Origin of the sequence: Pseudomonas sp. DL, from assembly GCF_047199225.1 — a bacterium.
In the GTDB taxonomy this organism is placed as follows: Bacteria; Pseudomonadota; Gammaproteobacteria; order Pseudomonadales; family Pseudomonadaceae; genus Pseudomonas; species Pseudomonas aeruginosa.
Map to the genome: position 1 here is coordinate 5,311,127 of NZ_CP178323.1, position 13,815 is coordinate 5,324,941.

8 protein-coding genes are annotated in these 13,815 nt (G+C 66.9%); 4 read left to right on the top strand and 4 right to left on the bottom strand.

Annotated elements, in window-relative coordinates; translation table 11 throughout:
• Window positions 1–71: 71 nt before the first annotated feature.
• Window positions 72–1,736 carry an energy-dependent translational throttle protein EttA gene (gene ettA / locus ACI766_RS24820; RefSeq protein WP_003094829.1) on the bottom strand — a complete coding sequence of 555 codons (1,665 nt, stop codon included), beginning with the start codon at window positions 1,734–1,736 and terminating at the stop codon, window positions 72–74.
• A 110-nt stretch (window positions 1,737–1,846) separates the two neighbouring features.
• Here ettA and ACI766_RS24825 point away from each other — a divergent pair, with 110 nt between their 5' ends.
• Both ACI766_RS24825 and escR read left to right on the top strand, forming a co-directional pair.
• Entirely contained in the window at window positions 1,847–2,032 is a 186-nt protein-coding gene (locus tag ACI766_RS24825; protein ID WP_003161789.1) for a hypothetical protein, read from the top strand.
• A 196-nt stretch (window positions 2,033–2,228) separates the two neighbouring features.
• Window positions 2,229–2,747 carry a TetR/AcrR family transcriptional regulator EscR gene (gene escR, locus ACI766_RS24830; protein WP_003094834.1) on the top strand — a complete coding sequence of 173 codons (519 nt, stop codon included), beginning with the start codon at window positions 2,229–2,231 and terminating at the stop codon, window positions 2,745–2,747.
• 50 nt (window positions 2,748–2,797) lie between these two features.
• Here escR and oprJ read toward each other — a convergent pair whose 3' ends face one another.
• Genes oprJ through mexC form a run of 3 tightly spaced genes read right to left on the bottom strand, consistent with a single transcriptional unit; the run spans window position 2,798 to window position 8,565 of the window.
• Window positions 2,798–4,237 (bottom strand): multidrug efflux transporter outer membrane subunit OprJ, encoded by a 1,440-nt coding sequence (gene oprJ, locus ACI766_RS24835; protein WP_003116284.1) that lies wholly within the window; start codon window positions 4,235–4,237, stop codon window positions 2,798–2,800.
• Between the two features lie 5 nt (window positions 4,238–4,242).
• A complete protein-coding gene (mexD, locus tag ACI766_RS24840) occupies window positions 4,243–7,374 on the bottom strand; it encodes a multidrug efflux RND transporter permease subunit MexD (protein WP_003103150.1) in 3,132 nt (1,043 codons plus the stop codon).
• A gap of 27 nt (window positions 7,375–7,401) precedes the next feature.
• Window positions 7,402–8,565: a multidrug efflux RND transporter periplasmic adaptor subunit MexC gene (gene mexC, locus ACI766_RS24845; RefSeq protein WP_003116286.1), complete on the bottom strand. Its 1,164-nt coding sequence runs from the start codon at window positions 8,563–8,565 to the stop codon at window positions 7,402–7,404.
• A gap of 160 nt (window positions 8,566–8,725) precedes the next feature.
• On the opposite strand from mexC, the gene nfxB reads away from it, so the two are divergent.
• Entirely contained in the window at window positions 8,726–9,289 is a 564-nt protein-coding gene (gene nfxB, locus ACI766_RS24850; RefSeq protein WP_003094842.1) for an efflux pump transcriptional repressor NfxB, read from the top strand.
• Between the two features lie 243 nt (window positions 9,290–9,532).
• Window positions 9,533–13,780 carry a cyclic di-GMP receptor MorA gene (gene morA, locus ACI766_RS24855; protein ID WP_003112799.1) on the top strand — a complete coding sequence of 1,416 codons (4,248 nt, stop codon included), beginning with the start codon at window positions 9,533–9,535 and terminating at the stop codon, window positions 13,778–13,780.
• Window positions 13,781–13,815 lie beyond the last annotated feature (35 nt).

Consider the following 13,815-nt stretch of genomic DNA (forward strand, 5'->3'; position numbering starts at 1 on the left):
GGCTCGTTGAATTCCAGGCATGAAAAAACCGCCGGCCGGCAACGCCGGCGGGCGGTTTCTCGAGGGTGCGCTTACGCCAGTTTCTTGTAGCGCACGCGGTGCGGCTGGGCCGCGGCGTCGCCCAGGCGCTTCTTGCGGTCCGCCTCGAACTCGGTGTAGTTGCCTTCGAAGAAGGTCACCTTGCCATCGTCCTCGTAGGAGAGGATGTGGGTGGCGATCCGGTCGAGGAACCAGCGGTCGTGGGAGATCACGATGGCGGAGCCGGGGAAGTCCAGCAGCGCCTCTTCCAGCGCACGCAGGGTTTCCACGTCGAGGTCGTTGGACGGTTCGTCGAGCAGCAGCACGTTGCCGCCCTGCTTCAGGGTCAGGGCCAGGTGCAGACGGCCACGCTCACCGCCGGAGAGGTCCTTGACGAACTTCTGCTGGTCGGCGCCCTTGAAGTTGAAGCGACCGACATAGCTGCGCGACGGGACTTCGTAGTTGCCGATCTTGATCTGCTCGAAACCGTCGGAAACCTGCTCCCACACGGTCTTGTTGCCTTCCAGGCTGTCACGGCTCTGGTCGACGCTGGCGATCTGCACGGTCTCGCCGATCTCGATGGTGCCGGAGTCCGGCTGCTCCTTGCCGGTAAGCATGCGGAACAGGGTCGACTTGCCCGCGCCGTTGCCGCCGATCACACCGACGATGGCGCCCTTGGGAATGCTCAGGGACAGGTTGTCGATCAGCACGCGGTCGCCGTAGCCCTTGGTCACATTGTGCAGTTCGATGACCTTGTCGCCCAGGCGCGGACCGGCCGGGATGTAGATCTCGTTGGTCTCGCTGCGCTTCTGGAATTCCTGCGACTGCAGTTCCTCGAAGCGCTGCAGGCGCGCCTTGGACTTGGCCTGGCGGCCCTTGGCGCCCTGGCGTACCCACTCCAGCTCGGCCTTCATGGCCTTGGCGTGGGAGGCTTCCTGCTTGGCTTCCTGGGCCAGGCGGGCGGCCTTGGATTCCAGCCAGCCGGAGTAGTTGCCTTCGAACGGGATGCCATGGCCACGGTCGAGTTCGAGGATCCAGCCGGCGACGTTGTCGAGGAAGTAGCGGTCGTGGGTGATCGCCACCACAGTGCCGGGGAAGTCGTGCAGGAAATGCTCCAGCCAGGCCACCGAGTCGGCGTCCAGGTGGTTGGTCGGTTCGTCCAGCAGCAGCATGTCGGGAGCCGACAGCAGCAGACGGCACAGCGCTACGCGGCGCTTTTCGCCGCCGGACAGGTGCTCGACCTTGGCATCCCACGGCGGCAGGCGCAGGGCGTCGGCGGCGACTTCCAGCTGGCGTTCCAGGTTGTGTCCGTCGGATGCCTGCAGGATCGCCTCCAGCTTGGCCTGCTCGGCGGCCAGGGCGTCGAAGTCGGCATCCGGCTCGGCATAGGCGGCATAGACCTCGTCCAGCCGCGCCTGGGCCTGCTTGATCTGGCCGACGGCCTCTTCGACGATGTCGCGCACGGTGGCCTGCGGGTCCAGCTTGGGCTCCTGCGGCAGGTAGCCGACGTTGATCCCCGGCATCGGCCGGGCCTCGCCTTCGATCTCGGTGTCGACGCCGGCCATGATCCGCAGCAGGGTGGACTTGCCCGCGCCGTTCAGGCCGAGCACGCCGATCTTGGCGCCGGGGAAGAACGACAGGGAGATGTCCTTGAGGATTTCACGCTTGGGCGGAACGATCTTGCCGACCCGATGCATGGTGTAGACGTACTGAGCCAAAACGAGCACCTCATGAAGAAAAGGAAAAAAACTCGGCCAAGTATATGACAGACCGAGAGAAAGCTGGCCAGCCACCCCGGTTTTCGTGGGGCGGGGCGCTTTGCCGGCGGATGTTCGCCGTCCGATTCCAGGCCGCTACGGTGACGCTGAGCAGCGTACTGGCCGCCCTTACTGTCTCCGCTACCCTCGTCCTGTCAAAGGCGTTCTGCCTGAGCGAGGCGGCGACCATCGCCCCGTGCGAGGTCTGGGTGGGCCTGGCACTGCTCGCGGCCATGGTGCTGCCGCTCAAGACCTGACGCGAAGCAAGGCGTGGGGAGATCCAGCCTGCTACAATTGATCCAAATCAGTCTCAAAAGAACAAAAAAAACCTCAAAAATGACACTCGCTCCCAGATCCGCCCAGCTACCCGACTCCCCGCACAGGGACAGTCTCGACCCAGCGCCAACCCCGTCGTCTCAGGACCAGCGCCTGCTCAAGGCCTTGGCCACCGCGATGGTCAATCATCCGCGCGCCACCATGGGAGAACTGGCGGAACTGGCAGGAGTGAGCAGGGCAACCCTGAACCGTCATTGCGGTACCCGCGAAGGTCTCAAGCGGCGCCTGGAAAGCCATGCCAGGAGTACCCTCGAACGCCTCACCCACAGCGCCGCCCTGCAGCGGCTGGAGCCGCGGGAAGCGCTACGCGAGCTGATCCGGGAACACCTCGCCCAGCGCGACCTGCTGGCGCTGCTGATGTTCGAGCAGAACCCGGGACGCCAGGCCGGGCATGGGGACGCCAGTTGGCAGTCCTATGTCGAAGCCCTGGACGCCTTCTTCCTGCGCGGCCAGCAGAAGCGTGTGTTCCGTATCGATATCAGCGCGGCGACCTTCAGCGAACTCTTCATCGTCCTGATCTACGGCATGGTCGATGCCGAGCGCCGCGGTCGCGCGGCCAGTGCCGGGTTGTCCGCCACGCTGGAGGAGCTGTTCCTGCGTGGCGCGTCGAACCCCGCACAACCTGCCAGCCCTTGAGCGGGCGGCAGTTGCCACCCGCTAGCACCGTTTCCCACACGTTTACCCGCTCAACTCCTGCCGCCTCGATGTACCACCAGGCTCCGTCCCTCGTCCCAGCCTCCGCCGAGCGCGCGGAACAGGTCGACCAGGGCGATCTGCCGCTGGGTGCTGCCGTCGATGAAGGCGATCTCGTTGAGGAAGCTGCTGCGCTGCGCATCGAGGTAGCGCAGGTGGTTGTCGACGCCACTCTCGTAGCGTGCCTTGGCCAGCTTCAGGGCTTCGTTGCTGCTGTTCGCCAGGGCGCGCAGGGCCTTCTCTTCGCGACGCAGGGTATCGCTGGCCGCCAGGGCGTCGGCGACCTCGCGGAAAGCGGTCTGGATGGTCCCCTCGTAGGCGGCCACCGCCGAATCCTTGCGCGCCTCGGCCAGGCTCAGGTTGGCACGGTTGCGCCCGCCATCGAAGATCGGCAGCGTCAGCGTCGGCAGGAAGCTCCAGGAGCGCGAGCCGCCATCGAACAGGCCGGACATTTCCGCGCTGGAGGTGCCGAAGCTGCCGGTCAGGCTGATGCGCGGGAAGAACGCCGCGCGCGCCGCGCCGATATCCGCGTTGCGCGCCCGCAAACGATGTTCGGCGGCAAGGATGTCCGGGCGTCGCTCGATCAGCTCGGACGGCGTGCCGGGAGCGATGTCCTGCAGCAGCTTCGGCCGCTGCCCCGGACTCCGCGGAATCGCCTGCGCGGCATCGTCGCTACCCAGCAGCAACACCAGCGCGTTGAATGCCTGCTGTTTCTGCCGCAGGTTGCGCTCCTGCTCGGCGCGCGCCTGCTCCACCAGGCCAAGGGCTTCCTGGTAGTCCAGCGCGGTGGCGGCGCCGGCCGCGCGGCGCTGGTCGATCAGGGCGAAGGAATACTCGCGGCTGACCAGGGTCTGACGGGTCAGCGCCAGGCGCCGCAGGGCGCCGTCATAGCTCAGGTAGGCCTGGCTGACCTCGGCGACCAGGGCGATCCGTGCCGCGCGCGCTGCCTCCTCGCTGGCCAGGTACTGTTGCAGGGCTGCGTCGGTCAGGCTCTTGACCCGACCGAAGAGGTCCAGTTCGTACTCCGGCAGGGCCAGCCCGACCTGGTAGCTGCTGGCCACTTCCGAGCGATTGCCGGCGGACAGGTCGGCCGGCTGCCGCTGGCGGTTGCCGGTGGCAGCGGCATTCAGGCCCGGAACCCGGTCGGCGCGCTGGATTCGGTACTGCGCGCGGGCCGCCTCGATATCCAGGAGGGTCTGACGCAGCGAGCGGTTGTTATCCAGGGCCACGCCCACCAGGCGGCGTAGTTCGGCATCGACGATGAAACTCTTCCAATCCAGCGTGTCGATCGCCGCGCCCTGGCGCTGGGCGGCGGCGCCGCTCCAGCTGTCGGCCACCGGCGCGGCGGGACGTTCGTAGGTCGGCGCCATGGAGCAGGCACCGAGGGTCAGGGCGATCAGCAGCGCCGATACGCCGAAAGCAGGTTTGCGCATCTCGTTCACTCCCCGGCCGAAGCGGCCTGTTCGATGGGTGCCGGCTTGCTGCGCAGCAGCGACAGCAGCCAGACGAAACAGATAGGTACGAACAGCACGCCGAGGAAGGTGGCGCTGAGCATCCCGCCGATCACTCCGGTGCCGATGGCACGCTGGCTCGCCGCGCCGGCACCGCTGGCCAGGGCCAGGGGTATCACGCCGAGGATGAACGCCATGGAAGTCATGATGATCGGCCGGAAGCGCAGGCGCGCGGCCTCGATGGCGGCGTCGCGCAGGCTATGCCCCTGCTCCCAGAGTTCCTTGGCGAACTCGACGATGAGAATCGCGTTCTTCGCCGAAAGACCGATGATGGTGATCAGGCCGACCTTGAAATACACGTCGTTGGACATACCGCTGACCATCACCGCGAGCACCGCGCCGATGGCGCCGATCGGCACGATCAGCATCACCGACAGCGGGATCGACCAGCTCTCGTAGAGCGCCACCAGCAACAGGAACACCACCAGGATGGCGAGGGCGAACAGGCTGGTGGCCTGCCCGGCGGAGACCTTCTCCTGATAGGACAGGCCGGTCCACTCGTAGCCGATGCCGGCCGGCAGCTGCGCGGCCAGGCGCTCCATTTCCGCCATGGCTTCGCCGGTGCTGAAGCCGGGCGCGGCGTCACCGACGATGCGGATCGACGGGTAGCCGTTATAGCGCACCAATTGCACCGGTCCCTCTTCCCATTTCACGCTGACGAAGGCGCTGAGCGGTACCAGGTTGCCAGCAGCGTTAGGCACGTATAGCTCGAGCACGCTTTCCGGGGTCATCCGGTTGCCCTGTTCGGCCTGGATCACCACCCGCTGTTGGCGCCCCGCATTGGTGAAGTCGTTGATCACCTCCGAGCCGAAGGCAGCGGACAGCGTGCCGCTGATGGTCTCGAAGCTCACCCCCAGGGCGCGGGCCTTCTCCCGGTCGATCAACAGGCGCAGTTGCGGCGCTTCGGCCAGTCCTTCCATCATCGCGTAAAGGAATTTCGGGTTGGTCTGGATCTCGCCAAGAAGAGTATCGCGAGCCTGCAGCAGCGCTTCGCGGCCGACCCCGCTACGGTCCATCAGGCGCAATGCGAAGCCGCCGGAGTTACCCAGACCGTTGATCGGTGGCGGCGACACGGCCATGACCGTGCCATCGTCGGGCAGCGCGAAATGCTCGTTCAGCGCGGCGATCTCGGCGGCGGCCGACTGCTCGGCGCCTCGCTCGGACCAGTCCTTGAAGGTCGGGAAGGCCAGCGCGGCATTGTCGCCCTGGCCGGAGAAGCTGAAGCCCGAGATCAGGAACACCGAAGCCACCGCCTCGCGGGACTTGAGGAAGCGCTCGAGCTCCTCGCCGGTGGCATCGGTGCGCACGCGCGAAGCACCAGGCGGCAGTTGCACGTCGACCACCATGTAGCCGAGGTCTTCCGCCGGCACGAAGGCTTCCGGCAGGCGCAGGTAGAAGTAGCCGAGCATGGCCACCAGGCCGGCGTACACCAGCATGAAGCGTCCGGCGCGCGCCACCAGCTTCGAGTTGAGCAGCGAATAGCGCTCGGTGACGCGGGCGAAGCCACGGTTGAAGGCGCCGAAGAAGCCGCGCTTCTCGTGGTGCCCTTCGGGAATGGGCTTGAGCAGCGTGGCGCACAGCGCCGGGGTGAAGGTCAGGGCGAGGAAGCCGGAGAACAGGATCGAGACCGCCAGCGACACCGAGAACTGCTGGTAGATCACCCCCACCGAACCGGCCATGAAAGCCAGCGGCAGGAACACCGCCGAGAGCACCAGGGTGATGCCGACGATGGCGCCGGATACCTGCTTCATCGCCTTGACCGTGGCCTCGGCCGGGGAAATCCCCTCCTCCGCCATGATCCGCTCGACGTTCTCCACCACCACGATGGCGTCGTCCACCAGGATGCCGATCGCCAGGACCATGCCGAACATGGTCATCATGTTCACCGAGAACCCCAGCAGGTACATCACCATCAGCGTACCCAGCAGGCACACCGGCACCACGATGGACGGGATCAGGGTGTAGCGGACGTTCTGCAGGAACAGGAACATCACCAGGAACACCAGGACCATCGCTTCGATCAGGGTGTGGATCACCTTCTCGATGGCCACGTCGACGAAGCGCGAGGTGTCGTAGGGCACGCTGTACTGCATGTCCTCGGGGAAGAACGCCGACAGTTCGGCGAGACGCTGTTTCACCAGGGTAGCGGTCTGGATCGCGTTGGCCCCGGGCGACAGCTGGATCGCCCCGCCCACGGTGGGCGTGCCGTTCAGTCGCGAGGAAATGTTGTAGCTCTCCTTGCCGAGTTCCAGGCGCGCGACATCGGCGAGCCGGACCAGCGAGCCGTCCTGGTTGGCGCGCAGCACTACCTGGCCGAACTCCTGCGGATCGTCCAGGGTGCCCTTCACCGCCAGGGTCGCCGTCAGCTCCTGCGCGGAACTGCCCGGTGCGCTGCCGAAGGCGCCGGCCGGCACCTGCACGTTCTGCCCGCGGATGGCATTGCTCACGTCGTCGATGGAGAGGCCGAAGCCCACCAGCTTCTGCGGATCGATCCAGACCCGCATGGCCGCCTCGGAAGAGAAGAATTGCAGCTTGCCGACGCCCGGCAGGCGCCGCAGCTCGTTGTTGATATTGCGCGCGGCGTAGTCGCCGAGGGCGGTGGTGTCGCTGCGCTGAGCGCCTTCCTTGTAGCTGAGCGCATAGATCAGCAGGAAACCGGCGCTGGTCTGCTCGACCTGCAGGCCCTGGGTCAGCACCGCCTGCGGCATGCGCGCCTCGGCTTTCTTCAGGCGGTTCTGCACGTCCACCTGGGCCAGGTCCGGATCGGTGCCCGGCTCGAAGGTGACGACGATCTCGGCGGTGCCGTTGGAGTTGTTGGTCGACTCGAAGTAGAGCAGGCCCTTGGCGCCGTTCAGCGACTCCTCGAGCACACTGGTGACGGAGTCCACCAGCACCTTCGCCGAGGCGCCGGGATAGGTGGCGGTGATGGTGATCTGTGGCGGCGCGACATTGGGGTACTGCGCTACCGGCAATTTGGAAATGACCAGCAGGCCGGCCAGGGAGATGAACAGGGCCACCACCCAGGCGAAGTTCGGCCGCTTGATGAAGAATTCGGACATCGGAAAATCCTCGGGGCGAACCCGCCCTTACTGTTGCGGCGCAGGTGACTGGGCTTGCGCCTGGGCACCATCCGGCTTCGGCACGATCTTCACCCCCGGCTGCACCGCAGCCAGGCCGCCGACTATGACCCGGTCACCCGGCTCCAGGCCCTCGGTGATCTGCCAGCGCGAACCCTGCATGACGCCGGTACCGACGCTGCGCGACTCGGCGCGCTCGTCGGCGCCCACCACCATCACCTGGGCGCTGCCGTCGCTGGAGCGGTGCACGGCCCGTTGCGGCACCAGGATCGCCTGGTTGTCGATGCCCTGGGGCGTACGTACGCGCACGTACATGCCCGGCAGCAGGACCCCGTCGGGGTTGGCGAACTTGCCGCGCAGGGCGATCTGGCCGGTACCGCGATCCACCGCCACGTCGGCGAACTGCAACGCGCCCTGGCGCTCGTAGGGCGTCCCTTCGACGCGCAGGGTCAGCGCCTGGCTGTCGCCGGCGGCCAAGGTGCCTTTCTTCAGGGCGTCGCGCAGGCGCAGGGCCTCGGCCGCGGTCTGGGTGAAATCCGCATAGATCGGATCGAGCTGCTGGATGCGCGCCATCAGCGTCGCCTCGCCCTGCCCGACCAGCGCGCCCTCGGTCACCAGCGCGCGGCCGATGCGCCCGGAGATCGGCGCAGTGACCGAGGCGTAGCCGAGGTTCAGGCGCGCGGTCTCCAGGTCGGCCTGGGCCGAGCGGGTCGCCGCCTCGGCGCTGCGCAGGTCGGCGGTGGCGGTATCGAAGTCCTGCTGGCTGACCGCCTGGATCTTCACCAGCGGCTCGTAGCGACGCACCCGCGCCTGCGCCTCGAACAGCACCGCGCGGTTCCGCGCCAGCTCACCTTCGGCGCGCGACACCGCAGCCTTCAGCGGTGCCGGATCGATCTGGAACAGCAGGTCGCCAGCCTTGACGTCGGCGCCCTCCTCGAAGCGCTTCCGCACGACGATGCCGGCCACCCGCGCGCGCACCTCGGCGACCCGCACCGGTTCGATCCGCCCAGGCAGTTCCGAACTCAGCGCCAGGGGCTCGGCCTGCACCGTCAGGACCTCCACCGGCAACACCATTTCGGCGGCCTCCTGTCGCTCTTCCGCCGGCCCACAACCCGCCAACGCGATGGCCATAGCCAACGCCCCGATCCTTCCTATTGCACGCAAATCAGCCATGACACACCCGACCGTTGATTGAAAACGGATCGAATGGTACTTTTTCGAGCTAATTGAGTCAATATTGTCTCAAATGATCTTTTGACAGCTAATTCCTTTGGACGCGAGGCCAGTTTTCTGCACAATGCGCACAATCAGAAAAACCAACCGGGACCCATCGATGACCCTGATTTCCCATGACGAGCGACTCATCAAGGCGCTGGCAGTCGCTATCGTCGACCGCCCGCGAGCGACGCTGAAGGAACTGGCCGAGGCGGCCGGCGTAAGCAAGGCCACCCTGCACCGCTTCTGCGGCACGCGGGACAACCTGGTGCAGATGCTCGAGGACCACGGAGAGACCGTACTGAACCAGATCATCCAGGCCTGCGACCTGGAGCATGCCGAGCCTCTGGAGGCGTTGCAGCGCCTGATCAAGGAACACCTCACCCACCGCGAGCTGCTGGTATTCCTGGTATTCCAGTACCGCCCGGACTTCCTCGACCCGCACGGTGAAGGCGCACGCTGGCAGTCCTACCTGGAAGCGCTGGACGCCTTCTTCCTGCGCGGACAGCAGAAAGGCGTGTTTCGCATCGACATCACGGCGGCCGTGTTCACCGAACTGTTCATCACCCTGGTCTACGGCATGGTCGATGCGGAACGTCGCGGACGGGCGGCCAGCTCCAATTCCGCGCATACCCTGGAGCAGATGTTCCTCCATGGCGCCTCCAATCCGGCTCGCTCCTGACCCTCGCACCCGCGGCGGCGCCCCTCTCGTCGCCGCATGGCACGGACCGATCCGCGTGCCGTCGACTTCGGCCGCCCGGAGGCCTGCTCGACACTCGGGAAGATCAGTCCTCACCGGCCCTGCGACAAAGTGCCTCGACAGCCGGAAAGGACCGTGACGCTCGTCGGCGATACTGGCACTTGGCCTTGCTTCCGGGCATCCTAACTGTCTACCGAATCACACCTCCCCCAGGAATTCCGGTCAGTGTCGACCCCCTCGCTAACCCCGTCGCCGCCTCCCGCCGGCGACCCACTGACCGTACCCGACCGACCGGCAGCCAAGGCTGGCCTGCTGTTGCTGGTCCTGTTGATGCTCGGCCTGCTGCTCTGGCAGATGAGCCAGGAGCTGCGCCAGCAGGAACGCTTCGAACACGAGCGAGCCGCGGCCCAGCTCGATCGTCTCAACGACCGCCTGTCCCTGACCCTCGAACTCAAGGCGCGCACCGCCCTCGCCCTGCTCCCGGGCGTGCCCCCCAGCGAGCGTGGCGAGATACAGGGCAGGCTGTTGCCGCGCATCAGCGATGCGCTGCCGCAGGTGCGCCAGTTGCAATGGGTGGACAGCGCCCCGCAGACGGACAGCCCGTCGCCGGAAACGACGCTGCCCGAGCAGTTGCGCCAGCACGCCGGCTCCGGCCTCTACCACTATTGCCTCGACCCGCGCGACGGCGAATCCCTCTACCTGACCCTGCGCGAACCCGGCAGCCGCCGCGACAGTGGCTTCTGGCTGTTGCACCTGGCCAGCGACAGCCTCGCCCAGTGGAGTCCCGACCTGCCCACCGGCAACCTGCTCTGGCGCCTGGAAGACCAATACGCCGGGCGGGTGCTCTGGCATACCCCGGGGAGCACGGCGCTGCTCGACGACATGCAGACCCTCGGCGTGGAACCGCTGCGCAACAGCGACTGGCAGCTTCGCGGGCTCTACGACAGCACGCGAGTGCGGCTCGGCCTGCTGCCGGGAATCGGCGGCGAGCTGGCGATCTTCCTCCTGCTGGTCGGCGTCACCGTGTACATGCTGCTGCGCCTGCACCGCGAGCAGCAAGGCCTGCGCGCCATGACCCTGGCCTCGCAGCGCAGCCTGCGCCAGGCGGCCACGGCACTGGCGGCGATCGACGAGCGGGTGCTGGTGACCCGCGCCGACGGCCGCCTCAGCTACCTCAATCCCCAGGCCGAACGCCTCTTCGGCATCAGTTCGGCCCAGGCCCGCCAGCATCATCTGCTGGGCCTGCTGCCAGACCTCGAGCCAGGCTGGCTGACGGACGCCGGTGGCGACGGCGAGACCCGTAGCGAGCTGCTGCCGCTGCGGGTGCGCGGCGAGCCGCGGACGTTCACCCTCAGCCGCCATCCGCTGGCCAGCTATCCGGCGCTCGCCGACCAGGCCTGGACCCTCCGCGAGCAGATACTCCAGGGCGGGCAGGTCTGGGTGTTGCGCGACGTCACCGAGGAACAGCACGCCCTCGGCGTCCTGGAGGAAACCCGGCGGCGCTACCAGGACATCTTCGAAGGGGTCGGCGTGGCCCTCTGCGTGCTCGACCTCTCCGCCCTGCGCCAGGCTCTTGTGGAGCAAGGCCTGGACAGCTGCGCCGCACTGCGCGCCTGGCTCGCCGGCGAACCCGGGCGGCAGCAGGCGCTGCTGGAGCGGATCCGCATCACCGAGATCAACGATGTCAGTCGCCGCCTGCTACAGATCGATTCCACCGAACAGGCCTGGCAGCGCTTGCTCGACCACGGCCCGCTACAACCGGACAGCCTGCGCCTGCAGGTGATCGAGGCGCTCATCGAGCGCCGGCCGGTACTCGAACTTGAAGCCACGCTGCGCTGCGGCAAGAGCACGCCGCGGCACCTGTGGTTGCAACTGCGCCTGCCGGAAAACCCCGGCGAATGGCATGCGGTGACCCTCAGCCTGTCCGACGTCACCAGTCGCAAGGAAGTCGAACTGTCGCTGATCGAGCGCGAGAAGTTCTGGTCGGACGCGGTCCAGGCGGTGCCCGATACCCTCTACATCCACGACCTGCACGCGCGCCGGGTGATCTTCAGCAACCATCACCTGGGCCAGCAACTGGGCTACAACCAGGAAGAACTGGCGCGGATGGGCGAGAACTTCTGGGAAACCCTGCTGCACCCCGACGACCAGGAATACTACTGGCGCATCCGCAACCTGCAGCACGTGGTCGGCGACGGCCTGCTGCTCGACAGCCAGTTGCGCTGGCGCCACCGCGACGGCCGCTGGCACTGGTTCGACATCCGCGAGCAGGCCTTCAGCCGCGACCGCAGCGGTCGCGTGGCGCGCCTGATCGGCGTGGCCAAGGACATCACCTTCACCGTCGAGGCGAACAACGCGCTGCGCGAGAACGGCCGACGCTACCGCATGCTGGCGGAAAACATCAGCGACGTGATCTTCTCCACCGACGCCGAACTCAACGCCAGCTACGTCAGCCCCTCGGTACAGCACGTGTTCGGCTACAGCCCGGAATGGGCGCTGCTCAACGGCCTCCATCAGACCGCCACCAACCCGCGCCAGCTCGGCCGCCTGAACGGCCTGCTGCGCCGCGTGCGGCACGCCATCGGCGACCGCCAGAAGCTCGCCGAGCTGCGGGAAAACCCTGGCCAGCATCTGTTCGCCCTCGACTGCCTGCGCGCCGACGGACGCAAGATTCCCATCGAACTGCGGATCGTCCTGATGTGGGACGAGCACGACCGCTTCGAAGGCCTGCTCGGCATCGCCCGCGACATCAGCCAGCAGCGCCGCGCCGAACGCGAGCTGCGGATGGCGGCGACGGTATTCGAACACTCCACGGCGGCGATCATGGTCACCGACCCGGCCGGCTACATCGTCCAGGTCAACGATTCCTTCTCGCGCCTGACCGGCTACAGCCCGGCCGACGTGCTCGACCAGCAGCCGCGCCTGCTCACCGCCGACCGCCAGGAAGCCAACCAGCTCAAGCACGTGCTCGCCAGCCTGCAGCACAGCGGCAGCTGGGAAGGCGAGATCCTGCAGAAGCGCAAGACCGGCGAACTCTATCCGTCCTGGGTCGGCATCACCGCGGTGCGTGACGAGGAAGGCGACCTGGTCAGCTTCGTCTGCTTCTTCAGCGACATCAGCGAGCGCAAGGCCAGCGAGCGGCGCATCCACCGCCTGGCCTACTACGACGCCCTCACCCACCTGCCCAACCGCACGCTGTTCCAGGACCGTCTGCATACCGCCCTGCAGCAGGCCGAGCGCAACGGCCAGTGGGTGGTGCTGATGTTCCTCGACCTCGACCGCTTCAAGCCGATCAACGACTCCCTCGGCCACGCCGCCGGCGACCGCATGCTGCAGGAAGTGGCGACCCGCCTGAGCGCCTGCGTCAGCCAGGACGATACCGTGGCGCGCATGGGCGGCGACGAATTCACCCTGCTGCTGCCTTCCCAGGGCGACCGCGAGATCGCCCTGAAACGGGCGATCCAGGTCGCCGAGCTGATCCTCGGCCGTCTGGCCCGGCCGTTCACCCTGGAAGGCCGTGAATTCTTCGTCACCGCCAGCATCGGCGTGGCCTTGTCGCCCCAGGACGGCGCCGAACTGAGCCTGCTGATGAAGAACGCCGACACGGCGATGTACCACGCCAAGGAGATGGGCAAGAACAACTTCCAGTTCTACCAGGCCGAGATGAACGCTCGCGCCCTGGAGCGCCTGGAACTGGAAAGCGACCTGCGCCGCGCCCTTGAACTGGGCGAGTTCGTCCTCCACTACCAGCCGCAGTTCACCGGCGACGGCCGCCGCCTGACTGGCGCCGAGGCCCTGCTGCGCTGGCAGCATCCGCGCCGCGGACTGGTTCCGCCGAGCGAGTTCATTCCGGTGCTGGAGGAGATCGGCCTGGTGGCCCAGGTCGGCGACTGGCTGCTGGCGGAAGCCTGCAAGCAGTTGCGCAGCTGGCACAAGGCCAAGGTGCGGGTGCCGAAGGTCTCGGTGAACCTCTCGGCACGGCAGTTCGCCGATGGCCAGTTGGGCGAGCGGATCGCCGCGATCCTCTACGAGACAGGCATCCCGCCGGCCTGCCTGGAGCTGGAGCTGACCGAAAGCATCCTGATGAGTGACGTCGCCGAGGCCATGCAGATCCTCTCCGGGCTCAAGCGCCTCGGCCTGGCCATCGCGGTGGACGACTTCGGCACCGGCTACTCCTCGCTGAACTACCTCAAGCAGTTCCCCATCGACGTGTTGAAGATCGACCGCAGCTTCGTCGACGGCCTGCCCCACGGCGAACAGGACGCACAGATCGCCCGGGCGATCATTGCCATGGCCCACAGCCTGAACCTGATGGTGATCGCCGAGGGCGTGGAGAGCCAGGCCCAGCTGGACTTCCTTCGCGAGCACGGCTGCGACGAGGTGCAAGGCTACCTGTTCGGCCGGCCGATGCCCGCCGAGCAGTTCGGCATGCTCTACGCCAGCGACGTGCTGTTCATGTTCAACGAGGGCTGAGCCGCCGTGCGGCGCGCTTGAGCGCCGCTTATCCG

Excerpts from the sequence above, each read along its gene's own strand:
- ACI766_RS24825 (WP_003161789.1), top strand. The coding sequence starts at position 1,847 with ATGTTCGCCGTCCGATTCCAGGCCGCTACGGTGACGCTGAGCAGCGTA.
- escR (WP_003094834.1), top strand. The coding sequence starts at position 2,229 with ATGGTCAATCATCCGCGCGCCACCATGGGAGAACTGGCGGAACTGGCA.
- oprJ (WP_003116284.1), bottom strand. The coding sequence starts at position 4,237 with ATGCGCAAACCTGCTTTCGGCGTATCGGCGCTGCTGATCGCCCTGACC.
- mexD (WP_003103150.1), bottom strand. The coding sequence starts at position 7,374 with ATGTCCGAATTCTTCATCAAGCGGCCGAACTTCGCCTGGGTGGTGGCC.
- mexC (WP_003116286.1), bottom strand. The coding sequence starts at position 8,565 with ATGGCTGATTTGCGTGCAATAGGAAGGATCGGGGCGTTGGCTATGGCC.
- nfxB (WP_003094842.1), top strand. The coding sequence starts at position 8,726 with ATGACCCTGATTTCCCATGACGAGCGACTCATCAAGGCGCTGGCAGTC.